The 22,303-nt window shown below is 62.4% G+C and carries 24 protein-coding genes; 9 read left to right on the plus strand and 15 right to left on the minus strand.

All coding sequences use genetic code 11. The annotated features are described in order from the left end of the window. Positions 1 to 313: 313 nt before the first annotated feature. Positions 314 to 1,402: a 3-deoxy-7-phosphoheptulonate synthase gene (locus tag G9U53_RS19250; RefSeq protein ID WP_003940571.1), complete on the plus strand. Its 1,089-nt coding sequence runs from the start codon at positions 314 to 316 to the stop codon at positions 1,400 to 1,402. A gap of 54 nt (positions 1,403 to 1,456) precedes the next feature. Here the strand turns inward: G9U53_RS19250 and G9U53_RS19255 are convergent, their stop codons facing one another. The 8 genes from G9U53_RS19255 to G9U53_RS19290 all read right to left on the minus strand — a co-directional run bounded on the left by G9U53_RS19255 (position 1,457) and on the right by G9U53_RS19290 (position 11,271). Further along, positions 1,457 to 2,260 carry a TIM barrel protein gene (locus tag G9U53_RS19255; protein ID WP_042921750.1) on the minus strand — a complete coding sequence of 268 codons (804 nt, stop codon included), beginning with the start codon at positions 2,258 to 2,260 and terminating at the stop codon, positions 1,457 to 1,459. After that, entirely contained in the window at positions 2,257 to 3,984 is a 1,728-nt protein-coding gene (locus G9U53_RS19260) for an FAD-dependent oxidoreductase (RefSeq protein WP_042451278.1), read from the minus strand. The genes G9U53_RS19255 and G9U53_RS19260 overlap by 4 nt, the downstream gene beginning before the upstream one ends. Continuing rightward, positions 3,981 to 5,075: a Gfo/Idh/MocA family oxidoreductase gene (locus G9U53_RS19265; protein WP_007733574.1), complete on the minus strand. Its 1,095-nt coding sequence runs from the start codon at positions 5,073 to 5,075 to the stop codon at positions 3,981 to 3,983. The genes G9U53_RS19260 and G9U53_RS19265 overlap by 4 nt, the downstream gene beginning before the upstream one ends. After that, entirely contained in the window at positions 5,075 to 5,899 is an 825-nt protein-coding gene (locus G9U53_RS19270; protein WP_042921744.1) for an aldo/keto reductase, read from the minus strand. Before G9U53_RS19270 ends, G9U53_RS19265 begins: the two co-directional genes overlap by 1 nt. Then, positions 5,896 to 7,848, minus strand: a complete 1,953-nt coding sequence (locus G9U53_RS19275; protein ID WP_207624446.1) for an FAD-dependent oxidoreductase — start codon at positions 7,846 to 7,848, stop codon at positions 5,896 to 5,898. Before G9U53_RS19275 ends, G9U53_RS19270 begins: the two co-directional genes overlap by 4 nt. A 44-nt stretch (positions 7,849 to 7,892) precedes the next feature. Further along, on the minus strand, positions 7,893 to 8,774 hold the full coding sequence (locus tag G9U53_RS19280; protein WP_047271196.1) for a shikimate dehydrogenase: 882 nt from the start codon (positions 8,772 to 8,774) through the stop codon (positions 7,893 to 7,895). 63 nt (positions 8,775 to 8,837) lie between these two features. Further along, a complete protein-coding gene (locus tag G9U53_RS19285) occupies positions 8,838 to 10,214 on the minus strand; it encodes an MFS transporter (RefSeq protein WP_047270985.1) in 1,377 nt (458 codons plus the stop codon). A 139-nt stretch (positions 10,215 to 10,353) separates the two neighbouring features. Beyond that, positions 10,354 to 11,271 (minus strand): LysR family transcriptional regulator, encoded by a 918-nt coding sequence (locus G9U53_RS19290; RefSeq protein ID WP_039973351.1) that lies wholly within the window; start codon positions 11,269 to 11,271, stop codon positions 10,354 to 10,356. A 134-nt stretch (positions 11,272 to 11,405) separates the two neighbouring features. Between G9U53_RS19290 and G9U53_RS19295 the strand changes: the two genes are divergently transcribed. Beyond that, positions 11,406 to 12,098, plus strand: a complete 693-nt coding sequence (locus G9U53_RS19295; protein ID WP_063316053.1) for an SDR family NAD(P)-dependent oxidoreductase — start codon at positions 11,406 to 11,408, stop codon at positions 12,096 to 12,098. Between the two features lie 22 nt (positions 12,099 to 12,120). Here G9U53_RS19295 and G9U53_RS19300 read toward each other — a convergent pair whose 3' ends face one another. Further along, the gene (locus G9U53_RS19300; protein WP_064073964.1) at positions 12,121 to 12,894 is read right to left on the minus strand and encodes a hypothetical protein; all 774 of its coding nucleotides are present in this window, start codon (positions 12,892 to 12,894) and stop codon (positions 12,121 to 12,123) included. Positions 12,895 to 12,999: 105 nt separating this feature from the next. Here G9U53_RS19300 and G9U53_RS19305 point away from each other — a divergent pair, with 105 nt between their 5' ends. Both G9U53_RS19305 and G9U53_RS19310 read left to right on the plus strand, forming a co-directional pair. Next, entirely contained in the window at positions 13,000 to 13,827 is an 828-nt protein-coding gene (locus tag G9U53_RS19305; protein ID WP_047270980.1) for a crotonase/enoyl-CoA hydratase family protein, read from the plus strand. Further along, entirely contained in the window at positions 13,824 to 15,362 is a 1,539-nt protein-coding gene (locus tag G9U53_RS19310) for an AMP-binding protein (RefSeq protein ID WP_165639072.1), read from the plus strand. The genes G9U53_RS19305 and G9U53_RS19310 overlap by 4 nt, the downstream gene beginning before the upstream one ends. Here G9U53_RS19310 and G9U53_RS19315 read toward each other — a convergent pair. Next, positions 15,355 to 15,987 carry an alpha-ketoglutarate-dependent dioxygenase AlkB gene (locus G9U53_RS19315; protein ID WP_054188888.1) on the minus strand — a complete coding sequence of 211 codons (633 nt, stop codon included), beginning with the start codon at positions 15,985 to 15,987 and terminating at the stop codon, positions 15,355 to 15,357. The genes G9U53_RS19310 and G9U53_RS19315 overlap by 8 nt on opposite strands. Before the next feature lie 147 nt (positions 15,988 to 16,134). Between G9U53_RS19315 and G9U53_RS19320 the strand changes: the two genes are divergently transcribed. Beyond that, on the plus strand, positions 16,135 to 16,551 hold the full coding sequence (locus G9U53_RS19320; protein ID WP_007733561.1) for a hypothetical protein: 417 nt from the start codon (positions 16,135 to 16,137) through the stop codon (positions 16,549 to 16,551). 94 nt (positions 16,552 to 16,645) lie between these two features. Here the strand turns inward: G9U53_RS19320 and G9U53_RS19325 are convergent, their stop codons facing one another. Beyond that, positions 16,646 to 16,873, minus strand: a complete 228-nt coding sequence (locus tag G9U53_RS19325; RefSeq protein ID WP_020970523.1) for a hypothetical protein — start codon at positions 16,871 to 16,873, stop codon at positions 16,646 to 16,648. Positions 16,874 to 17,121: 248 nt separating this feature from the next. On the opposite strand from G9U53_RS19325, the gene G9U53_RS19330 reads away from it, so the two are divergent. Further along, a complete protein-coding gene (locus tag G9U53_RS19330; protein WP_042921734.1) occupies positions 17,122 to 17,913 on the plus strand; it encodes a MerR family transcriptional regulator in 792 nt (263 codons plus the stop codon). 83 nt (positions 17,914 to 17,996) lie between these two features. After that, complete coding sequence (locus G9U53_RS19335; protein WP_165639073.1) at positions 17,997 to 18,461, plus strand: hypothetical protein; 465 nt, start codon at positions 17,997 to 17,999, stop codon at positions 18,459 to 18,461. A 53-nt stretch (positions 18,462 to 18,514) separates the two neighbouring features. Here the strand turns inward: G9U53_RS19335 and G9U53_RS19340 are convergent, their stop codons facing one another. Continuing rightward, the gene (locus G9U53_RS19340) at positions 18,515 to 18,889 is read right to left on the minus strand and encodes a hypothetical protein (RefSeq protein WP_165639074.1); all 375 of its coding nucleotides are present in this window, start codon (positions 18,887 to 18,889) and stop codon (positions 18,515 to 18,517) included. Positions 18,890 to 19,025: 136 nt separating this feature from the next. Between G9U53_RS19340 and G9U53_RS19345 the strand changes: the two genes are divergently transcribed. Beyond that, positions 19,026 to 19,394 carry a hypothetical protein gene (locus tag G9U53_RS19345; protein WP_165639075.1) on the plus strand — a complete coding sequence of 123 codons (369 nt, stop codon included), beginning with the start codon at positions 19,026 to 19,028 and terminating at the stop codon, positions 19,392 to 19,394. Between the two features lie 22 nt (positions 19,395 to 19,416). Here G9U53_RS19345 and G9U53_RS19350 read toward each other — a convergent pair whose 3' ends face one another. The 3 genes from G9U53_RS19350 to G9U53_RS19360 all read right to left on the minus strand — a co-directional run bounded on the left by G9U53_RS19350 (position 19,417) and on the right by G9U53_RS19360 (position 21,762). Continuing rightward, positions 19,417 to 20,562: a HoxN/HupN/NixA family nickel/cobalt transporter gene (locus tag G9U53_RS19350; RefSeq protein ID WP_165639076.1), complete on the minus strand. Its 1,146-nt coding sequence runs from the start codon at positions 20,560 to 20,562 to the stop codon at positions 19,417 to 19,419. Positions 20,563 to 20,702: 140 nt separating this feature from the next. Next, positions 20,703 to 21,032 (minus strand): AzlD domain-containing protein, encoded by a 330-nt coding sequence (locus G9U53_RS19355; protein WP_003940007.1) that lies wholly within the window; start codon positions 21,030 to 21,032, stop codon positions 20,703 to 20,705. After that, a complete protein-coding gene (locus G9U53_RS19360) occupies positions 21,025 to 21,762 on the minus strand; it encodes an AzlC family ABC transporter permease (RefSeq protein ID WP_003940360.1) in 738 nt (245 codons plus the stop codon). Before G9U53_RS19360 ends, G9U53_RS19355 begins: the two co-directional genes overlap by 8 nt. 79 nt (positions 21,763 to 21,841) lie before the next feature. Here G9U53_RS19360 and G9U53_RS19365 point away from each other — a divergent pair, with 79 nt between their 5' ends. Continuing rightward, positions 21,842 to 22,282 (plus strand): Lrp/AsnC family transcriptional regulator, encoded by a 441-nt coding sequence (locus tag G9U53_RS19365; RefSeq protein WP_020970517.1) that lies wholly within the window; start codon positions 21,842 to 21,844, stop codon positions 22,280 to 22,282. The last annotated feature ends 21 nt before the right edge of the window (positions 22,283 to 22,303 follow it).

Raw genomic sequence — 22,303 nt, forward strand, 5'->3', positions numbered from 1 at the left:
AACTTCGCAGCCGGAGCCTTACTCGAAAGCGCCAACCACTCAGCGGATTTGGCCATTCGTCACGGGCTCGTGCCACGGGACTCTCCCCTCGGATTCGGCTCGTTGTGGAGGGGCGCGCCCATCTGATCCGAACTCGAGGTATCGTGGCCGACATGCAGCGCGTCTATTTCTGGTTTAGCAGGCCGGCCCCGGGTGGGCCTGCCGGCGTAACCACGCGCTGACAACCTCCACCCAAGAGCCGGACTACAGACCGGCTCGCTGGAGTTTCTCTTCATCTCTGGGGTCGGCCTGAGAACAGGAAACCGAAAACCCCATGACTGTCACCATCGACACCACCGCAGCTTCGGACAGCCTCGACGATCAGCGCACTGTGAGTATCAGTCCGCTCGTGTCACCGGCGACTGTTCGTGCTCAGCACGCTCCGGACGAGGTCGCGGCCGCCACTGTGCGCACCGGTCGGGCCGACACCATCAACATCCTCAACGGTGACGACGATCGTTTGATCGTCGTAGTCGGTCCGTGCTCTGTGCACGATCCGGAAGCGGCGATGGACTACGCCCGCCGGTTGGCCGCCAAGGCCGAAGAACTGCGGGACGATCTGCACATCGTCATGCGCGTCTACTTCGAAAAGCCGCGCACCACACTCGGGTGGAAGGGCCTGCTCAACGACCCCCACCTCGACGGCACGTTCGACATCAACACCGGGCTCGGTATCGGCCGCAAGTTGCTTCTCGACGTGTCGAGCCTGGGCCTGCCTGTCGGCTGCGAGTTCCTTGATCCGATCATGCCTCAGTACATTGCCGACCTGGTCAGCTACGGTGCGATCGGCGCCCGGACCGCCGCCAGTCAGGTTCACCGTCAGCTGTGCAGCGCGCTGTCCATGCCCGTCGGTATCAAGAACTCCACCGAAGGTGACGTGCAGGTAGCCGTCGACGGCACCCGCGCCGCGGCAGCGAGCCACGTGTTCCCCGGAACGGACCTCGACGGCCAGGCTGCCTTGATCCGTACCGCGGGCAACCCCGACTGCCATGTCATTCTTCGTGGCGGTAGCGACGGACCGAACTACGATGCCGAGACCGTCGCGGACACCCTTGCCCGCCTGCGTAAGTCGAACCTGCCCGAGCGCGTGGTCATCGACGCGAGCCACGGTAACAGCAGCAAGGACCATGAGCGTCAGGTCATCGTGCTCGACGACATTGCCCGACGTCTGACCGAGGGCGAGCAGGGAATCGCGGGCGTCATGTTGGAGAGTTTCATCGAGGCCGGCCGTCAGGACCTGACCTTGGGCAAGGCGGACGAGCTCACCTACGGCCAGTCGATCACCGACGCGTGCATCGACTGGTCCACCACCGCAGCGCAGTTGGACCGTCTGGCGCAGGCCGTTGCGGCTCGGAGGGGCTGACGCCCCCGTGCGCCTTTCTGGTAGCGCCAACTACCAAAAAGGCGCACAGGGCCGCTAGGCCAACACTTCTCGCGTGGCCTCGACCAGGCGTTCCAGCCAGGCATCCGTGCCGACGGCCTGACGCAGTGGCTCGTTGGGCAGTTCGATGCTGACCGGCAGTCCGGCAGGCAAAGTCGACCAGATGTCGGCCAGGGCTATGCCGCCGGTGCCGGGCACCAGACGCTCCTCGCGGGCCTGACGGATCAGCTCTGCGTCCCCAGTGGGAGCGGGGGTCGAACCGTCGCACATCTGGGCGTAGTGCAACCACTCGCGCGGGATGGACGCAAGATCCTCGAGCGTTGTCGCCGAGCGGTCGGTGTGCAATGCGTCGACGAGGACACTGCGAGCCGGACCGTCTGCCGCCGAGACGATCTCGATGGCCGCACGCGCATCGGGCACCGCAGTCCACGGCATGAATTCGAGCGAGGCGACGATGCCGTAGTTCGCGCACAGTTCAGCGAGGCGGGCATAGGAGTCCGTGAGCCGAGCGCGGTCGCGGTCGTCGCCGCCCACCAGAACGGCTTTGGCTCCGAGCTGTGCTCCGGCTTCGAGCAGCGGAACGTAGTCGGTGGGGTCGAAGTCGGCTGCAAGACGGATGATTTCGAGGTCGAATACCTCGACCGGTGAATCGCCCAGTCGACGCACCAGTTCGTCCAACGACTGCTTGTCCTCGTGCAGAGGGTAGGCCGTCGTACCTGGTGCCGCGGGCATCAGACGGATACCGATGGTGTCGAAGCCGTGCTTTTCAGCCAAGGCGACGTGCTGCATCGGTGCGGTGTCGAGCACTGTGAGGGCTGCCAGTCCGAGTGAGAGTGTCATGCGTGCGCTCCAACTGTCTTGGCTCCGGCCAGTTCCCGGCCGGCCAGGTAACCGAATGTCATGGCCGGTCCGAGGTTGATGCCCCCGGACGGGTAGTGCCCGCCCATCACGCTCGCCTGATCGACGCCGACGGCGAGCAACCCCTCGATGGGGCGGTCGTTGTCATCGAGAACCTGCGACGACGAGTCCGTGACCAGTCCGGCGAAGGTGCCGAAACTCCCTGGCACGACTTTCACCGCGTAGTACGGACCCTTCTGCAAGGGCGCGAGCGACGGGTTCGGCCACGGATTGGAAGCATCTCCGGAACCTCGGTTGAACGGTGTTGTACCGCGACCGAACTCGGGGTCTTCACCGGCCACGGCCCCGATATTGAAAGCTGCGACGGTTTTCTCCAACTGCACGGGGTCGACGCCGATCTTCTCGGCCAAGTCCCGAAGAGTGCGCCCACGCGTGAGGTACCCCGAGCGCAGGTACGGCTGGATCGGGATCGGCAAGGGCTTCGCCATGCCCAGCGGGAGGTATCGCACATACTGTTGATCGGCAATCAACCACGAGCACACCTCTTCACCCTCGGGAACCTGCTCGACCATCGCGAGTGTGTAGTCGTGATAGCCGAGTGCTTCGTTGACAAACCGCTTGCCGTTCGCGAGAACTCCGATGACACCGGGCTTTCCGCGATCGAGGATGTGCGGGAACACACCTTCCTTGCCGTTGCGGTAGCGAACGATGGAGACGGGGCAGTACGCGACGGGGGAGGCGAGTGTGCGGTCGAGGCGACCACCCACGGATTCGCCGAGGGTGATGCCGTCGCCGGTGGTTGTCTTCGGGGTGAGTGACCAGTGCTCGTTGCCGGTGGGGGTGCGCGGGAACAGTTCGCGTCGTCGGTCGATGTCCTGTGCGAAGCCGCCGGTGGCGAGTACGACACCACGTCGGGCAGTTACCGAGTACGCGCCGTCCGGACCTTCGAGGCGGACGCCGACAACGCGGCCGTCGTCATCGGTCTGCAACGCGGTCGCGGACGTCTTCACCCGAAACTCGACGCCGAGATCGAGCGCTGAGCGAAGCATCATGCCGACAAGCGCAGTGCCGTTGACGAGTTGCTGACCACGACGCTTGGTGGCGAGATCGAACATGTGCTTAGTCACCCGAACACCACAGTGCACAAAGGCTTTTGGTGAGCGGGTCGAGTGCAGGAAAGCCTGCAGGTCGGGCCCGGCCATGATGCCCATACCGAGGAACGACGTTTCGTACAGCTGCCGACGCAGTAGCGCCGCGACATCTGGTCCGAGCTTTCGCAGACTCACCGGTTTCGGTCCGACGGAACGGTGACCCGTGCCGGCGCCCGGTGTGTCACCGTGAATATCGGCGATCTTGGCTCCGGGCACGAACTTCAGAGCAGTCTTGCGTTCGAAGAACTCGACCATCTCCGGGGCGCCGTCGAGGAGTGCATCAACTTTGGCGGCGTCGAAGTTGTCGCCGAGTCGGTTTTCCAGATATGTCCGCGGTGCCGAGCGATCCTCGACAACCCCGTCGGCGATGGCAAACATGTTGCGTGGGGTCCACATCCACCCGCCCGACCAGGCCGTTGCGCCGCCGCAGGTGTCGGCCTTCTCGACGACGAGTACGGAAGCGCCGCCATGTGCTGCGGCAATTGCTGTGGAAAGCCCGCCTGCGCCGGAGCCCACGACAACTACGTCGTAGGTGAGGGGGGTACTGCTACTCATTTCTGCTCCTTGGCAGTTGTTGCGAGGGTCGGTGTCGATGTCAGCTCGACAACCTTGCCCGTTCGTGACGATTCGTAGATTGCGGCGATGATGGCAAGTGACGCGCGCGCGTCTCGACCGGTGACGGCGGGTTCGCGCCCGGTCAGGACCGCGTCGGCGAAGTCCTGAACCTGCAGGGTGTGGAAGTCGGTCAGTGCCGCATTGACCGCTCCCACATCGAGATTGGCGTCGATGTCGGCGGAGTACGGCGACCGGAACTCGACTTCGCCCGGCACGGTCCAGATTTCGTTGACACCCTCGTGCCCTTCAGGAAATTCGAGGACGCTGGCAATGGCGCCGGTGCGCCCGATCACCGTCACGCGGTTACCCAGATTGTGATTGGCACCGGTAGTCGCGGTGACGGTGGCGGTGCCGCCCGAGGCAAAGGAGATCACAGCTGACGCGCTGTCTTCGGTCTCGATGTGCTCACCGTGGGTGTGGGTGCGGATGAAGCCGCTGACCGAGACGGCCTCGCCCATGAACCAGGCCAGCATGTCGATCTGGTGCACGGCCTGTGTCATGAGCACGCCACCGCCGTCGGTGTCCCAGCGTCCGCGCCACGCATCGGCCGAGTAGTAACTAGACGGGCGGTGCAGGATCACCGACGCCTCACCGAGCATGGGTAGTCCGATCCGCCCGTCGTCGATGGCGTCGCGGATCCGACGTGCTGCCGGCCAGAATCGGCGTTGGAAGAGCACCCCGAACGTGATACCGGCGCGGTCGGCGGCCTCGATCATGCGGTCGGCGGCAGCAACATCGACTGCGATGGGCTTCTCGCACAAAACATGTACACCCGCTTCGGCAGCGGCCACGACTACCTCTTCATGTACCGGGTGCGGCGTGCAAACGGTGCAGGCGTCGAGTCCGAGGGCGAGAAGTTGCTCCACTGAACTCACGGCTGCGGGAATGCCGTGCGCTGCCGCGAACTCCTGGGCGCGTCCGAGATCGGGATCGCAGCAGCCGATCACCTCGACACCGGGGACTTGTTGCAGCGCGCGGGCATGGTTGCCGGCGATCTTGCCGCAGCCGACGATTCCGACTTTCAACGTCATCAGAAATGTTCCTCTGCTTCGACGTCCCGCGCGGCAGACTCGCCGCGGTCGAGACTGTTCAGTGCTTCGATGTCCTCGCTGGTGAGGGTGACGTCGAGTGCTGCCAGGTTCTCGGCCTGACGCGTCGGGTTTGCTGATCGCGCGACCGGAACCACACCCTGCGCGACGTGCCAAGCGAGGACCACTTGAGCTGGTGTGCAACCGATTCGACCGGCGATCTCGCTCACAACGGCGTTGTCGAGCACGTCACCCCGGCCGAGCGGACTCCACGACTGAGTGAAGATGCCAAGTTCGTCGTTTGCGCGGCGCACCGGGATCCGAGCGAGCGACGGGTCCATCTGAATCTGGTTGACTGCCGGTGCCTCGCCGGTTTCGGCGACGACGCGGCGCAGGTGGAGCTCCAGGAAGTTCGACACACCCACGTACCGAACCAGTCCGGCGTCGCGGCAGGCCAGCATCGACTCGAACGACGCGACATAGCGATCGATTCGCGGGAGTGGCCAGTGGATCAGGAACAGATCCAGCTGGTCGAGTCCCAGTAGTTCCAGACTCTGCTCGAGGGCGCCCCGAATGTCGCCGGAAACCTGGTCGTTGCCACGAAGTTTGGTGGTGACGAACAGTTCTTCTCGCGGCACACCTGATTCCGCCAGCGCCACACCGACTGCGCCCTCGTTGCCGTAGATCGCGGCGGTGTCGATGAGGCGGTACCCGGCCTCGATGCCGGAGAGAACCGAGTTCGTGGCGTCGGCACCGACCAGGGGCCAGGTTCCGAGTCCAATGGGCGGCAATGCAGTTGCCACGGGTGTGGCTGCCTGTGTGGTCATGCGTGAACCTCCTGACGTGCCGCAGCGGCGGCGGTGATCGCGACGGCAACGTCGGCTGCGGTCACGAGTGCGGCATGGATGGACCCGCCGTCACCGCTCGCGTCGCCGACGGTATGTACTCCGAGTCGTGGTGCCAGTGAACGGAGTTCGGCAAGAAGTTCCGAACGCGGCTCGACGCCTTGCGAGATCAGCAGTTCGCCGGGAGCATCGACCTCGCTCAGCACACCGGCCGTCGAAATCGTGACGCGGTCAGCGGCGACTGTGGTGACGATCGAGCTGAGGTAGGTCGTGAGGTTCTCACTTGCGGCCAGGCGCGGCAGCAGCACGATCTTTCCGCGGCGTCCGACGTCGTGCGCGATGGTTTCCTGCGGGCCGATCATCACGACCTGGGTGCCCTTCTGAAGGAGATCGTCGGCGACGGCCGCAGCCTCACGGTCGGCGCCGAAGATGGTGACAGCGGCAGGAGCTGGATCGCCGGAGACGAGGAATTCGCGGACGTCGCGAACGGTACGGGTTGCTGCTCCGGGGAGATCGACCACGGGGCCGACGCCGCCGGCGGCAAGAACTATGGCGTCGAAATCGACACCGGAGAGCAAAGCAGCATCTACCCGGGTCGAGGTGTGGCAGTGGACCCCGAGTTCAGCCAGTTCCGCGGCGTACCAGTCCACGATTCGTCCATATTCGGGATACTCGTGAAGCCTCGATGCCAGAGCGAAGTCGCCACCGAGGCTGGGTCGCTCGTCGTACAGGTCGACGCGGTGACCGGCAAGTGCGAGGTCGCGGGCAGCGGCCATTCCCGACGGCCCGGCACCGATGACGGCGACCCGCACGGTGGCATCAGCCGGCTTTGTAGGCTGATCCAATTCGCGGCCGACCCACGGGTTGACGGAGCAGGGAATGGGGCCGGCGGCCAGGCTGTCGATGCAGTAGTTGCAGGCAATGCAAGGGCGGTACCGGCCACCGTCGATGGCGCGATTCGGGAAGTCCGGATCTGCGTGCAGCGTACGAGCCATGCTGACGAAGTTCGCCTGCCCGGATTCGATGATCCGCGCAGCGATCTCCGGCGACGTGATGCGTCCGGCCACTCCCACCGGGATGTCGAAGTCGCGCTGGTACTGCTCGGAGTACGGCGCGAGGAGACCGCGCGACCATTCACCGGGCTGGATGATCCACTGTCCCGCTTCGTAGTTGCCGGCCGAGACGTCGAGGAAATCGAGTCGGTCGGTGTCGATGGCGCCGATGCGAGCGCGAGTCATCTCGGCGTCGAGTCCGCCGTCGATGCCTTCGAAGGCTGAGAATCGGAGTCCCAGAGTGATTCCCGGTGCGTGCTCGTGGACGGAGGCGATGACCTTGTTGACGAACAAGGTGGGGTCGGCCCACTCGTCGTCGCGGTGATTGTAAGCAGGGGAGAGGAACTGGTGGATCAGATACCCGTGGCCACCGTGCAGGGAGATGACGTCGACGCCGGCCTGCTGGCAGCGTGCCGCGGCTTCACCGAAACATTCGATGATGTGCTCGATGTCGTCGCCGTCGAGTTGTTCTGGCATCTCGCCGCCGACAACCAAACACGGAATCGGTGTCGGGGCAACGGGAACAAACCCGCTGACAGAACCTTGCGCCGTACGTCCACCGTGGTTGAGTTCGACTCCGACGAGGGCGCCGTGAGCGTGGATCGCGTCGGCCATCTTCTTGATGCCGGGAATCCGTTCGTCGACGTCGACGCCCATCTGCCGGATGCGACCCTTGCCGTCGGCGCGCACGTAGCTCGCTTCGGTGAAGATCAGTGCCGCACCGCCTTCGGCGCGGCGAGCGAGGTACGCGATGTACTCGTCCGTCATGGTTCCGTCGTTTTCGCAGTAGTTGCGTTCCATCGGAGCCGACACGAATCGGTTTCGGAGGCGGACGCTGCCCATGTCGAGAGGTTCGGCGAACGGCGCAGTCACATTCATCAGTGCTCCTGGTACTTCGCGAGAAAGTAGGTGTTCGGTTGTGCTCATGCGCATGCCGTCTCGGAGAGCAGCTCGCTCAGATGGCTGCGCATGCGATCCGTATCGGCTTCGACACCAGTCAGGAGTGTGAAGGTGTCAGAGGCTTGAGCCACTAGCATCTGCCCACCGTCGAGAACTGCGCATCCGAGAGCAGCTGCAGCGTCGAGCAATTCGGTGCGCATCGGTCGATAAACGATGTCAGCGACCCACAATCCGGAATGCAACGCCGCAGGGTCGAAGGGAGTTCCGGGGTGACCCACCATGCCGATCGGAGATGCGTTGACGACGCCGTCGCACGTAGTCAGGTTGACGGCGATCTCATCGATCGCCAAAGCCGTTGTGCGCGTGCCAGGGAAGGCCGAGGCGACGCGAGAACACACATCGGCAGCGCGAGCGGGATCAATATCTGCGATGCGAAGATCCGTGGTGCCGGCGGCGGCGAGTGCGTATGCCACAGCGGAACCCGCCCCTCCTGCCCCGGCAAGCACCACTCGGTCCAAGGCGGCGTCGGGTAAACCGCGCTGCAGTGCTGTGAGGAATCCGCTGTGGTCGGTGTTGTGGCCGATCAAACGGCCGTTGTCGACCACAACCGTGTTGACGGCACCGAGCAACCGCGCGTTGTCGGACAGCTCGTCGAGCGCGTCCACGACAACCTGCTTGCACGGGTGGGTGATGTTCAGTCCGGTGAAATCGCCCGCGACGGCGCCACGCACCACCTCACCGGTTTTCTCGACCGAGATGTTCAGGTTCTCGAGATCTACCAGTTCGTAGCTGTAATCGTCGAGTCCCAGTGCTGCTGCTTCGTGTGCGTGCAACGCGGGCGAGAGTGAGGTGGCGATACCCGACCCGACAAGGCCGATACGGTGACGTGTGTATTCGGTGGTCATGACATTCTCCTGCATAAGTGGGGACGGCCCCTCGCGGCAATTCAGCGCGAGGGGCCGGTCCGGTCAAGCGTTGTTGCTGGTGAGCTCTGAGTCCTGCTTGATCGGCAGGCTCGGCTTCGGTTGGCCCAGTTCTGCTGTGGGCGTGCGGTACGTTTCCGGTCCGGTCATTGCTGCGATGGCGGAGACGACGGCGAAGCCCAGGCACATCCAGGCGACCGGTGTCCAGTTGCTCTTGTCTCCGGCTGAAATCGCCTGAGCGATAGCCGGTGTGAAGCCGGCAACAAGGAGTCCGAGCATGAGGCTGACGGCCATTCCGGTGTATCGGACCTTCGCGGGGAACTGCTCCGGGAAGTACGCCGGGTACGTGCCGTTGGGCATGGCGTAGAAGATGCCGATCATGACGATTCCCGAAGCGAAGACCATGGGGACGCTTTGGGTTCCGATCGAATGGAAGAAGACGAAGATCATCAGGCCGGCTCCGATCGCGCCGACGACGAAGATGGGCTTGCGTCCGTAGCGATCCGAGAGGATGCCGAACAGCGGCTGAGTCAGTACGGCAACAAAATTGGCGGTCGCGATTGCCCACAGCATCGTGGAGCGCTCGAAGCCGGATTCGACGGCGTACGCCAGGGCGAAGACGTTGACGATGGTGTTGATCATCGCGAAGGTCGAGCTCATGCTGATACGGATCACGGTGCGCCAGTGCGAGCGGAACATCTCGACGACGGGAATTCCGGCCGTCTCGTCCTGTTCCTTGAGTTCCTCGAATACCTCCGGCTCATCCAGGGCGCGACGTAGCCACAGCGCGACGACGGTCACGATGATGCTGAGCCAGAAGGGAACTCGCCAACCCCACGAGTAGAGGTCTTCGTCGGGCAGGCTCGCCACTGGGATGAATACCAGGCTGGAGACGACGATGCCGAACATGATCCCGCTCATGGTGAACGAGGTGAAGAACGAACGACGGTGATCAGGTGCGTGTTCGAGCGTCAGTGCCGAAGAGCCGGGTGATTCTCCGCCCGCAGAGAGCCCTTGAAGAAGGCGAAGCAAGACGAGAATGATCGGCGCGGCGATGCCGATCTGGTCGTAGGTCGGCAGGCAACCGACGATGACCGTCGCAACACCCATGAGGAGCAGGCAGGCGAGAAGCGCGTTCTTGCGTCCGTACCGATCGCCGAGGTGACCCCACAGCACCGCGCCGAGCGGGCGGGCGACGTAGGCGACACCTAAGGTGCTGATCGAGAGCAGGGTTGCCGTTGATCCGCCGCCGGGGAAGAAGATCTTGGGGAACACCAGCGCGGCCGCGGAGCCGTAGATGAAGAAGTCGTAGTACTCGAGGGTGCTGCCGAGGAAGCCCGAAACGGCGGCGCGGCGCGCGTTCGCATTCGGATGTTCCTCGGTCGAGTTCGTGGATCCGGTGGAGGTGATCGGAGGTGCCATGTGAAGTCCTTTCGTCCCGATGGGCCGGCCGTGGCGGCACGTTTGGAGATGCACCACGCATCGGTGACGTCCCTCACCTTTCGGCGGCTGAGACGACAGTGCCACGAAGGACTATGGCGCGTCCAACACTAAATGAGTCTCAGATAATGACGTTTTTGGTCTCAATCTCCGGCGTCGGCAGAATTTCCTCGGATGTCTCCAATGCGACGGCGAGCGCATCGGTCATGTGCCGCGGTGACCAGGCAATTCCGTGATTCATGAACGTCGGCTCGCCGGTGAGTGGGACGAACACACTGCCAGGTGGGGTGATAGCAGCCATACCGGACGTCATCAGCGCTACACCGACGCCGGCGGCAACGAGCATCAGGATCATGTACGGATCGGTGATCTCCTGAACCACGCGAGGCCTGAAGTCTGCGTTGATGCAGGCGCGCATCGCGGTTTCCTGGAGGGCCGAGCCGGCCGAGAGCGGGGTGGTCACGAATCCGTCGTCGGCCAATTCGCGGAGGTCGATCGCGTCCCTCTCTGCGAGGGGATGGTCGATCGGAAGCACAGCGCCGAATGCCTCCCGTCGGATCAGCCGGGTAGACAGTGATGCGGATTCCACGGGTAGTCCGACGAAGGCGAGATCGAGGGCGCCGCTCTCGAGTTGGATGACCGCGTCGCGCGTCATGATCCGGCCGAGGAGTGTCAGTTCGACTTCCGGATAACGCTGACGCAACGCGCGTGTCAGTGGCGGAAGTGCTTGATAGTTGAGCACTCCGGTGAACCCGATTGTGACTCGTCCGTAGACGCCTCCCGACGACGCGCGCGTAGCGTGTCGTGCCGTCTCCATGTTCTCGATGACGCGATAGGCGTGGGGGAGAAAGGCATGTCCGCCGGATGTGAGTGCGACGCTGCGAGTGCTTCGTTCGAACAACTTGACGCCGATGTCCTTTTCGAGCTTTCGGATCATCTGGCTGAGCGGCGACTGGGCCATCTGGAGCCGTGATGCGGCCCGCCCGAAGTGAAGTTCTTCCGCAACCGCGACAAACGCGTGCAACCAGCGGGTTTCCATCGGCAAGGCCTCCAGGTATTTGACGTTGACAACCAACGCCATATATTCAGAATTTCTACACAGTGTGACGGCAATTATGCCTGTTTGCAACATAAATTGAGTGCGTAGCGCACAGAAACTCAGGAGTGAATGCGATGCAGGGTTACCCAGAGGGTGTCACAGCGCTCGTTACCGGCGGTGCGAGCGGAATCGGCGCCGCCAGTGCAAAGCTGTTGACGGAGAGGGGAGTTCGGGTGGTAACGGCAGATCTTGCCGAAGGCGCGGACGAACAACTCGACGTGAGTGATCCGGCAGCAGTCGATGCGCTTCGAACCAGGCTCGGCAGAGTCGACATCTTGATCAACAGTGCGGGAATCGTCGGACCATCAGCGCCACTCGTCGACGTAGATCTTATGGCTTGGCAGCGTACGTTCCGGATCAACGTCGAAGGGACCTTCCTGATGTGCCGGGCGTTCGTGCCGGGAATGGTTGCGTCGGGGTGGGGACGGGTCGTCAATCTCGCGAGTATCGCGGCCAAGGACGGAAACCCGAATCAGAGTGCATATTCCGCGTCCAAAGCGTCAGTCGTCGCGCTGACGAAATCGCTCGGCAAAGAGGTCGCCACCACCGGTGTGCTGGTCAACGCGATAGCTCCGGCGGCGGTGGAAAGTCCTATGAATGCCGGCACCGATCCGGCCATCCTCGCCCGTTCGCAGTCTTTGACGCCGATGGCACGGATGGGGACGGCGGACGAAATCGCCGAACTGATCTCCTGGCTGTCGTCGTCGGCGGTGAGTTACTCGACCGGCGCCGTGTACGACGCCAGCGGTGGCCGCGCAACATACTGAATTACCTTCTGGGAGAAATCGATCAGAACTCGAGCAGTGACTGCCACAGTTCGCGAGATGCGTCCTGGTACTCGAGCATGTGCGAGATCAGTTCACGCAGTGGCTGCGTCGGTTCGAGTTCTTCCGGAAGGAGCGGATTGCGCACGATGACCGCGATCACCGCGCTGCCCAGAGCAAGTGATTCGCGGGCCGCCTCCTCGCGACTGATTGTCGCCAGGCGTGTTTGCGCCTGTGTGAGTGCTTCACGGGCCTCCGCGATGTCGGCCAACAGCGCTTCGGAGTTCCAGAGTGTGCGGATTGTCGAATCATCCTCGGGGGCAAGGTGAGCGATTTCCATGACGGCCGATCCGGAGGCGGCGCCGAGTCGGTGGAGAGTGCGGCGGGCGCTGTCCGTGCCGCCGAGGAGATTGTTCGGACGGACTGCGAGTGTGGGCTTCCACTCCTCGTAGCCCGCCAGTCGCAGCGCTTGATCGTGCCGGCGGGCGGCAGTGCGGTCGCTTCGTTTGAGCCCCGAGTGCTCGACGGCGATCCAGGTGCCGTCCCAGGGGCGTATGCGATCGGTACGAGTTCGCCACCCCTCCACTTCGCTGTAGGTGGGGATGCCGTCCGGGTTGAGGAGGTACGTTCCACGAGCGGTACGACGCAGTTTGTTCTCGCGGCACAGGCGGCCCGTTGCCACGCGAATGCTCGATGCGCTGACGCCGACGATCTCGCCGGCCCGGGTCAGCACAGCGGTGCTGAACTCGGTGTCCGGGCTCGCTGTTGCGAGGTCCAGCACAACTCGGGTTGCGGACATTCCTCGATCAGTTTGTAACAACTTTTGAACAACTCCTGACAAATTCTGTTACAAGTGGCATGGTGGGTACCGGGAAACCTTATCCGCGAGCAGTGAGGAAATATCGTGACCGACTCCGATCGACCAGGTGGCGATGTCTATGTGGAGCGTGACGGTGGCGTCACCGTCATCGTGATGAATCGCCCTGATCGCAAGAATGCGGTGGACGGGCCGATGGCGGCGCAGTTGCGTGATGCCTTCCTGGAGTTCGAATCGGACGAGAGTCAGAAGGTGGCGATTCTGTGGGGCGCGGGCGGCACATTTTGTGCCGGTGCGGATTTGACCGCAGTCTCCGACCCCGCTCGCGTGCATGAGTTGCATCCGGAAGGCGGCGGCACCGGCCCGATGGGGCCGAGTCGGTTGGTGTTGTCCAAGCCATTGATCGCCGCCATCAGCGGATACGCGGTTGCAGGAGGGCTCGAGCTTTCATTGCTCGCGGACCTGAGGATCTGCGAGGAGGATTCCGTGTTCGGAGTCTTCTGCCGGCGCTGGGGAGTTCCTCTCATCGATGGTGGGACCGTGCGACTGCCGCGAATCGTCGGGCAGGGGCGAGCGCTCGACATGATCTTGACCGGTCGCCCGGTCGACGCTCCGGAGGCGCTGGCCTTCGGACTGGCCAATCGTGTTGTTCCAGTGGGGCAGTCACTCCAGGCAGCCAAGGAGCTTGCGCACCAGTTGTCCGCTTTCCCTCAACTCTGCATGCTCGCGGATCGCGCGTCGGCCTACCGATCTTTTGATCTACCACTTGCCGAAGCACTGCGGGCCGAGGGCGTCGCGGGAAATCCCATTGTCATCGCCGAAGGTGTGCGCGGCGCTGCTGCGTTCGCCGCGGGCGCCGGCCGGCACGGCCGGTTCGAGAACAACCCGAATTCGAACGAGGAAACTGAACCATGATGCCCGTAACCAGAGACCTGATCGCCCGTGGTGCGCGACAGCACGGATCGCGAACAGCCGTCGTTTTCGGCGATCGATCGATGACGTTCACGGAAGTGGACGAACTCAGCAGCCGATTGGCGCATACATTCATCGCCCTCGGTATCGGGCGTGGTGCACGGGTTGCATTGCTGGTCAACAACTCTCTTGCCAGCGTCCCCGTCGATTTTGCCTGTGTCAAAGCCGGCATCAACAGGGTTCCGCTCAACTCGCGTCTCTCGCTCGACGAGCACGCGAGAATGCTCGAGGACACCGACACCTCGCACGTCGTCTTCGGTAGTGACCTCGCCGACCGCGCCGCTGAACTGTCCGCCAGGTTCCCCGAACGTACGTTCATCGGGCTGGAAACAGGTTCGGCGCGGCAGCGTTCGCTGCTCGACCAAGCACAGAGCATGCCGTCGGACACACCGGACGTCGAGTTAGCTCCCGACGATGTGATCCTGACGCTGTTCACCTCCGGGACCACGGGAACATTGAAGGCCGCGCAGCACACTCAGCGCAGCTACGCCGGCATCTGCCGCAATGTTCTGCTCAATCTGCTTCCGGCGACTCAGGACGACACGATGCTGCACGCGGCATCACTGATTCATGCCAGCGGTGTCTTCGTGCTTCCGTTCTGGCTGCGTGGCGGTAAGACCGTCATCCTCCCCGGTTTCGACCCGTCGACCTTCTTGGACTCGATAACCGAGCATCGGGCTACGGCAATCAATCTGGTGCCGACGATGATTCAGATGCTCCTCGAACGCCCTGATTTTGCGAGCGCAGACATCTCGAGTCTGAAATCCGTGATCTACGGTGCGTCGCCGATGCCGCTGGCCACCATCGAACGGGCGATGCAGGCGTGGGGGCAACACCGTTTTCTCCAGTACTACGGGCAGACCGAGGCACCGCTGTGTATTGCAGTCTTACGGCCCGAAGATCACACGGAAGATCGCCTGCTGTCCTGTGGTCAGCCGGCCATCGACGTCGAGATCAGGCTGCTCGACGGCGAGGGAAACGAAGTGCCCCAGGGAGAACCGGGTGAAATCGTGATCCGCTCGCCATCGGCGATCGCCGGATACTTCAATGCACCGGAACTGAATGCGGACACCTTCACCGAAGACGGCTGGGTTCACACCCGTGACATCGGTCAGTTCGACGCCGAAGGATTCTTGTTCTTGAAGGACCGAGCTTCGGACATGATCATCAGCGGCGGATACAACGTCTACCCCCGTGAAGTCGAGGATGCACTCCTGACGCATCCGTCCGTCCGTGAGGTCGCCGTGGTGGGTACCGCCGACGCCAAGTGGGTGGAGGCGGTCACGGCTGTGGTGGTACTCGAGGACGGGACCGTCGAAAACGACGTACTGCAAGCATCATTGGTCGCGCACGTCGGCGAGCGACTGGCGTCGTACAAGAAGCCGCGTCGGGTTGTTTTTGCAGAATCCATACCGAAGACGGCCGTCGGCAAGCTCAATCGGAAGGCGCTGCGAGACGAACTCCGCGACGCTATCTAACTCCGCGAGTGCGGAATTGAACGCTGATTCTCGGCCCGAGGGCCCGCGCACTCTTCGGGACACAGTGTTCCCACGTGCGTTGGCAGGATCCGCCCATGACGAGTAGATCTCCGTGTCCGAGATTGAAGCGGATGGATTCGCCGCCCCCACGAGGGCGCAATAGGAGCGGGCGAGCCGCACCGAGAGACAGGATGGCCACCATCGTGTCCTCGGTGCGACTTCGTCCCGTATCGTCCCCGTGCCAGGCAACGCTGTCGGAACCGTCGCGATAGAAACAGAGACCCGACGTGGCGAATGGTTCACCGAGTTCGTCGAAGTAGTGACTGCTCAGCGCGTCTTTGGCTTCGGTGAGAAGTGCGTCCGGCAGTGGTTGATTCTCTGCGTAGAAACACACCAGACGAGGGACGTCGACAACGCGGTCGTACATCTGACGCCGTTCGGAACGCCACGGCACCGTAGCTTCCAGATTGTCGAACACGGCCTCCGATCCGGTCAGCCAGGCCGGGCGATGGTCGACCCATGCGCCGGCGGTGAGAATACGTCGCTGCACCGTGCCGTCGAGATCGGCCAAAGAAACGCCGAGGTCACCGTTGTCGAACAGAGACGGTTGCATCGTGGCGGGCATAGGCTCCACCGTACACCGAAATCGAACATATGTTCCCATGAATTTTGATTGCAGTGCTGGACGGCTGTTCATCCTTGCTGGGTGATGTCCGTCGGCGTGAACCTTTGAATACTGTTCTCACGCTATTTCGCCGAAGAAGGGGACGTCATGACTGCTCCGCACCAATCTCATGCGAACCATCCTGTCCGACAGGGCTTTGCCATCGGGACCACGGTGGCGGCAGCCTGCCTGCTCTTCGTCGCGGGAATCGTCGCGTTGCTGCAGGGCATCGCGGCTCTCGCAGACAACGACCTGCTGATCGTCGGAGTCAATTACACCTTCGAATTCGATGTCACGACATGGGGTTGGATCCACATCGTGCTCGGAATCATCGGCATCGCGGTGTCGCTGGGATTGTTCGTCGGCATGGCGTGGGCCCGCGGGATGGCATTCGTCATCGCGGCACTTTCGATCGTGGCGAATTTCCTGTGGATGCCGTACTACCCGCTGTGGTCGATCGTGATCATCGCCCTCGACGTCGCTGTGATCTGGGCCGTCGCGACCTGGCGACCTGACGAGGTGTGATCCTCTGACCGAAGTGAGTGGTTCACCTGCGGTAGGTGAACCACTCACTTCGCTGTGTCCGGGCCTCCACGGTTGGCCTCATCCCTACGCGGCGTCAGCGCCGTTTCGGTGACTCGCGATCCTGGTTCTCGCGCGGACGCATGTCCTTCGTCGATCGGTGTGGGAAGCCATGGATCATCGAGCAAGAGATCCAGCAGATCACTACCGTTGCGATTCCGAGTCCGATCGACGCGAATGGTTCCTGCGTAGCCAGCCAGACGCTCAGTCCGATTGCCGTCCCGACGATCAGAATCAGGATGGTGTCGAGTCGTGTCGTTTGCATCGAAATCATCGCCTGGCACAGATAGTTTCTGGCGGCCCGCTGGTTTTGGCGGCCCGCCGCCCGGCGAGTGACAGCCGGGGGCAGACCTTGCGCGGCTGACCCCTCGCTCTGGAAATCGCCGCCGCAAGTGATCAATACCCGCGAAATTCGTCTGCGAAACTCTTGGCAGGAAGAACAGGACCTTATGCCTCAAGGCCCGACCTGCCGGGCCTTGACTATGACGTAGCGTCATAGTTAATGCTGTTCGTATGCGAATCAGCGACGTGGCCAGTGCGGCAGGCACCACTCCGCGGACCGTTCGGCACTATCACCGACTGGGGTTGCTGGCCGAGCCGAGACGACTGTCCAACGGTTACAGAACTTACGAACTTCCCGATCTGGTCAGGCTGATGCGCATTCGTTGGCTCACCGCCGCCGGCATTCCACTCGGATCCATTGCCGCGATGATCGAACCGACGCCGATCGATGCACGAGAACCGGACGACTTCGCCGAAGATCTTTCCTCCCTGATCGCGGAGATAGACCGGAAGCAGCGCGTCCTCGCAGACCAGCGAGTGCGCCTCCAGGAAATGCTCACGGCGCGAGGTGCTGGGAGGGTGGTCTCGCCGCTTCCGATGGAGCTGCTGTCGGCGTTCGACGAGTTGATCGCGTCGTCCCCCACGGGTTCGGTGCGACGCTTGTTCGAGCGCGAACGTGACATGTGGGAATTGGTGGCGATCTCGGGAGCAGCGCCACACGAACTGTTCTCCACGGCTGCGCGATTGCTGTCCGACGAGGGCGACCGGAAGAGAATTGTCGATCTGTACCGTCGTTTCGCCGCTCTGGCTGGGCGCGAGGTAGCCGAGGTTGCAGACGAGATCGCGTACTTGTCGGACGAACTGGAGGAATCACTGGACGGGGTGCTCGGCGATGTGTACGCAGACGGAGACTCCGCAGGCGTGGGATTCTCGGTTGGGATCGCTGATCTGGTGCCTGATTCAGCGCAACGTGAAGTGGTCGCGCGCGTCGCAACACGTCTCATGTCAGGCGGTACGGCGTGATCCGATCACTGTGGTTGCTCTCGACGGGTCGGAGAGACGGAGGTTCCAGTGATACAGCGACTTTCGGCTACGCGAGGGGGACAATGTCGATACCGGTGGCATTTGTTGCGGCGAGTGTGATCGAGGCCGTGGCGATTCACTTCCTGGTGCCGTGGCAGTGGCTTCGCGTCGTGCTGCTCGTTGCAACGGTGTTGTCGCTGATTGCGATTGGCGGTTGGCTTGCCGGACGCGTCGTGCACCCGCATCTCGTCTCGGCTCGAACGGTGGTGTTTCGTTCCGGCACGGGCATTCGAGTCGAGGTGGACCGATCACGGATTTCGCGGGCGAGCATGGTCCGAAGGTTCGGTGAGACAGCAAATGTGATTGTCGACGATCGCTTGGTTCTGCCGGGGCCCGACGGCACTGTCGTGGACATAGACTTCGATCGGCCGCTCTCGGTCACGCTCCCGAAACGGCTGTCGGAGGGATCTCGCTCCACTCTGATCGGTGGGTTGCGGTTGCATGTCGATCAACCCGGCGAATTCTGTGCAGCGTTGTCGCGGGACTGAACTCGCAAAGATCGTCTGGAGTCGGTCAGAGCGGAGACCTCGATGGAAGACCTTCAGGGAAACGGCTCGACAACCAGCCACTGCACCGTGCCGCCGACATTCCACAGTGTATCGGGGTTGTCGAGCGAGGCCGCGTAGGTTGTCGCAGCTCGGTTGCCGGCGATCTCACCGCTCTCACCCGACGGCGGGTTGGGCTCGAGGAATTCGGAGGGGTGCGGCCCTGGCCATGCAGGCACGTCGAACGGGGAAATGCTGGTGTCGATGAGGCCAGGTCGATGCACGGTCACCCGGTCGGGAACTTGCTTGGTTTCCGCCGCCACGGCGATCCCTGGTCCCTCGGCAGCTTCGCCGTCGCCGCTACCGCAGCCTGCCACTGCAAGAACAAGTCCCGTGATTGCCACACCCACTACCGCATGACGTATCCGCACCGTTTTCTCCTAGCCGGGGCTGACCCCGTTCGAACTCCACTATTGCATCTCGCCAACTCCGCGGGATGCGTCTTTCGATAAATGTGGGAAACGCACTGAATGTGCTCGACAGGAGAATTGGATTGTACTGTGAGCCATGCCGACCCTGCTTCGACGTGCATTCAAGATCGGCGCGGTAGCGCTGGCAACGATTGTGGTGGCGGCCTACCTGAATGCGGCCTTCACTTATCGCAGCGCTGATGTCTTTGCGCCGCCAGGGCGCATCGAGGCTCTCGGCCGGACCTACCTGATCAGCAATTTCCCGCCGCGCACTCGTGAAGATCTCGAACAGCGATTCGCGCAGGGCCATCGTGAGCAGTACACCTTGGAACAAGTAAGTTCCGTATTTCCGTGGCGCGCTGTCTACCAGTGGCAGAACGACCAGATCCGCGGCCAGGCGACGTCGAGCGCGTACCTGAAATGGGGCGAGACGTACATCAGCTATTCGCTTTCGGGTGGCCCATGATTCTGCGTAGACCGAGTCGAACTCACATCGCTTCGTCTGCTGTCGCTCGTCGTGCTACTGCTGCACCGGACTGAGCCTGCCACCGTTCTTCGATGCGGCCGTACCGCCACACGAGGAGGGCGATCAGCCAGGTGACAACAAAGAGTCCGACGATGATGAAGCCCATCGCGCCGAGATCCAAGTTCCCGATGGCGCCGAGAATCCCGTCGTGGATGTCGAGTTTGTCGGTGAAGATCGAGATGATTTCCTGGGACCCGATCAGCAGGGCGACTGCCACCGAGAGTCCGGTGATCACCATGTTGTAGTAGATCTTTCGGACCGGCTGAGCAAATGCCCAACCGTAGGCGAAGTTCATGAACGATCCGTCGATCGAGTCGAAAAGCGACATCCCGGCGCAGAAGAGGATCGGCAGAACGAGGATCGAATACCACGGGAGCCCTGTCGCCGCCGCGCCGCCGGCGATCACCAACAGCCCGACTTCGGTGACGGTGTCGAATCCCAATCCGAACAGTAGGCCGACCGGGTACATGTGCCAGGGCTTGCGAACCATCTTCATCACCGGGCCCAGAATCTTGTTCAGGGCGCCACGGCTGTCGAGTTCCTTCTCGAGTTGTTCCTCGTCGAAGGTTCCGGCCTTGTACTTCGTGTACACCCGATGAATCCCGATGAGAGAGACAAGGTTCAAGATTCCGATCAAAATCAGGAACGTGCCGGAAATGGTGGTGCCGAACAAGCCGGTCCACTTCTCCAGATCGGAGTTGTCGTCGGAAAGGCTGGTGGCCAGTTGCCGCACACCCAAAGCCAAGAGGGCGACGAGTACGAAGACGATGGTCGAGTGTCCGAGCGAAAACCAGAACCCGACGGACATCGGTTTCTTGCCGTCCGCCACCAACTTCCGAGTGGTGTTGTCGATAGCGGCGATGTGATCGGCGTCGAAAGCATGGCGCATGCCGAGCGTGTACGCCGTTACGCCGAGTCCGACGCCGAAGACACTGCCTTCGATCGTGTAGTGGCCGGGGACAACCAGGCCGAGAAGAACTGCCCACCCGACGACGTTGAGCGCTACGACGGTGACGGTCATCCCGATGATGCTTCGACGCTGGCCTCGATCCAGACTGTGCCAAGCACCGGCGATTCGAGTGCCCGTCGTGGTCATTGTCGTGGACATCGAACCTCACCGATCCTTCAGTCGCGGCCGGCGGCCACGCTACTGAAATCGTATAAGTGTTCAACTGTTCAGATAAGCGCCTGGAGGTTACAAATCACCCATCCGGGGGTAAAACTGCTTTGCTCCCGGATGGGAAATGCTCAGGCGAACACGGTATTGACCAGCGCGACGTAGATCGTCGTTCCGACGACGATGCTCAGGACGGCATTCTTTCGCCAGAGGTGCGCGGCGATCGTGGCGCACACTGCAATCAGTTCGGGTAGGCCGTGAGAAGGGGCGGTGATCGACACCCCTTTGAGTGAATACATCACGAGGATCAACATGACGCCTGCCGGCATGTAGATGCCGAGGTAGCCGACCAGGGCGGAGGAGCGCAGCGGCATGAGCGCGGCGAAGGGGATTGCGCGCAGCGCGAAGGTGACCACGGCCATGACTGCGACCGCCGCAAAGATGTACGAGGTGTCAGGCATCGATCTTCGCCTTTCGTGAGTCGTAGACAAAGCGCCCGATCAGGAAGAGCACGAAGGCGCCCATCGCAATTGGCAGCATGTGGTCCGGCGCTGCGAGCCGGGCGACCAGAGCGCAGGTGACCGCGGCGACCGGCACCGCGAATCCGTTTTGTGCGCGAATCGCTTCGATCGAGAGGACGACGAACAACGCCGTCAGGGCGAAGTCGAGGCCGACGATCGAGTCCGGAATCCACTGTCCTGCCGTCGCGCCCAGGATCGCGCCACCGATCCAGTAGCCGTGCAGGTACAGCTGGGAGTAGACGATGACGCGTCCGGTGAGTGCCTTGGGATCGGCAGTTACCGACATCGCATAGGCCTCGTCGGTCAGCGCGAACATGCTGTAGAAGCGGGCGAAGGGGTTGCGAATCTTTTCCAGCGGAAAACTCAAGGCGTAGAACACATGTCGAAAGTTGACCAGCAGTGCGGTCAGAGCGACGTACGGCAGCGGTGTCATGGCCGCGACCATTCCGACCGCGAGAAACTCCAGCGATCCTGCGTAGATCAGCGAGGTGAAAGCGACTGCCCACCAAGGGCTGAGCCCTTGTTGGACCACAAGAACGCCAAGTGCGATCCCGAGTGGGAGCAGGCCGAATCCAACCGGTAGCGACAGCTGGAAGGCGTGCCGCCACGCCGGGGTTCGCGGTGGGAGTTCGACGGCCGGTGCGGCCGTCGACGATGCTGGTTCGATCACGACGCAAATCTATAACAAAGATCGAGGTGATCGATTGCTCAGAATGCCCACATATTGAACAGTGCGCAATAATAGTGCGATGGATGCCATGGATGACGCAATTTTGTTTCACCTACGCCAGGACTCGAGTTTGACCAACACCGAGTTGGCGGATCTGGTGGGTCTGACACCCTCACCTTGCCTGCGTCGGGTGAAGAAGCTCGAAGCCGACGGAATCATTACCGGGTACCGGGCGATCGTCAGTCAGGAAGCGCTCGGTCGAGGATTTCAGGTGATCGTCACCGCCGAGATCGGAGTCAATGACCAGGCCACCATCGAGGACTTCGAATCCCAGGTCGCCGCCTTCGACGAAGTGATCGAATGTCGGCGGTTGTTCGGAATTCCCGACTACTTCATTCGGGTCGCGGTGAAAGATCTCGCGACGTATGAGAACTTCATGGTCACCAAGCTCAGCGGGCTTCCGGCTGTCTCGCGGGTGACATCGTTGATCACCATGAAGACCATCAAGAGCGTCGACTGACTCCCGGGCTCGGCTGAACCT

It is taken from the genome of Rhodococcus sp. D-46, assembly GCF_011290655.1.
GTDB classification, from domain to species: domain Bacteria; phylum Actinomycetota; class Actinomycetes; order Mycobacteriales; family Mycobacteriaceae; genus Rhodococcus_F; species Rhodococcus_F qingshengii.

What these genes read in the sequence shown, in the direction of transcription:
- G9U53_RS19325 (WP_020970523.1), bottom strand. Translation starts at nt 16,873, where the DNA reads ATGCAAACGACACGACTCGACACCATCCTGATTCTGATCGTCGGGACG.
- G9U53_RS19295 (WP_063316053.1), top strand. Translation starts at nt 11,406, where the DNA reads ATGCAGGGTTACCCAGAGGGTGTCACAGCGCTCGTTACCGGCGGTGCG.
- G9U53_RS19335 (WP_165639073.1), top strand. Translation starts at nt 17,997, where the DNA reads ATGTCGATACCGGTGGCATTTGTTGCGGCGAGTGTGATCGAGGCCGTG.
- G9U53_RS19290 (WP_039973351.1), bottom strand. Translation starts at nt 11,271, where the DNA reads ATGGAAACCCGCTGGTTGCACGCGTTTGTCGCGGTTGCGGAAGAACTT.
- G9U53_RS19350 (WP_165639076.1), bottom strand. Translation starts at nt 20,562, where the DNA reads ATGTCCACGACAATGACCACGACGGGCACTCGAATCGCCGGTGCTTGG.
- G9U53_RS19300 (WP_064073964.1), bottom strand. Translation starts at nt 12,894, where the DNA reads ATGTCCGCAACCCGAGTTGTGCTGGACCTCGCAACAGCGAGCCCGGAC.
- G9U53_RS19260 (WP_042451278.1), bottom strand. Translation starts at nt 3,984, where the DNA reads ATGAGTAGCAGTACCCCCCTCACCTACGACGTAGTTGTCGTGGGCTCC.
- G9U53_RS19310 (WP_165639072.1), top strand. Translation starts at nt 13,824, where the DNA reads ATGATGCCCGTAACCAGAGACCTGATCGCCCGTGGTGCGCGACAGCAC.
- G9U53_RS19270 (WP_042921744.1), bottom strand. Translation starts at nt 5,899, where the DNA reads ATGACCACACAGGCAGCCACACCCGTGGCAACTGCATTGCCGCCCATT.
- G9U53_RS19255 (WP_042921750.1), bottom strand. Translation starts at nt 2,260, where the DNA reads ATGACACTCTCACTCGGACTGGCAGCCCTCACAGTGCTCGACACCGCA.
- G9U53_RS19345 (WP_165639075.1), top strand. Translation starts at nt 19,026, where the DNA reads ATGCCGACCCTGCTTCGACGTGCATTCAAGATCGGCGCGGTAGCGCTG.
- G9U53_RS19250 (WP_003940571.1), top strand. Translation starts at nt 314, where the DNA reads ATGACTGTCACCATCGACACCACCGCAGCTTCGGACAGCCTCGACGAT.
- G9U53_RS19320 (WP_007733561.1), top strand. Translation starts at nt 16,135, where the DNA reads ATGACTGCTCCGCACCAATCTCATGCGAACCATCCTGTCCGACAGGGC.
- G9U53_RS19355 (WP_003940007.1), bottom strand. Translation starts at nt 21,032, where the DNA reads ATGCCTGACACCTCGTACATCTTTGCGGCGGTCGCAGTCATGGCCGTG.
- G9U53_RS19285 (WP_047270985.1), bottom strand. Translation starts at nt 10,214, where the DNA reads ATGGCACCTCCGATCACCTCCACCGGATCCACGAACTCGACCGAGGAA.
- G9U53_RS19315 (WP_054188888.1), bottom strand. Translation starts at nt 15,987, where the DNA reads ATGCCCGCCACGATGCAACCGTCTCTGTTCGACAACGGTGACCTCGGC.
- G9U53_RS19330 (WP_042921734.1), top strand. Translation starts at nt 17,122, where the DNA reads ATGCGAATCAGCGACGTGGCCAGTGCGGCAGGCACCACTCCGCGGACC.
- G9U53_RS19365 (WP_020970517.1), top strand. Translation starts at nt 21,842, where the DNA reads ATGGATGCCATGGATGACGCAATTTTGTTTCACCTACGCCAGGACTCG.
- G9U53_RS19275 (WP_207624446.1), bottom strand. Translation starts at nt 7,848, where the DNA reads ATGAATGTGACTGCGCCGTTCGCCGAACCTCTCGACATGGGCAGCGTC.
- G9U53_RS19280 (WP_047271196.1), bottom strand. Translation starts at nt 8,774, where the DNA reads ATGACCACCGAATACACACGTCACCGTATCGGCCTTGTCGGGTCGGGT.
- G9U53_RS19265 (WP_007733574.1), bottom strand. Translation starts at nt 5,075, where the DNA reads ATGACGTTGAAAGTCGGAATCGTCGGCTGCGGCAAGATCGCCGGCAAC.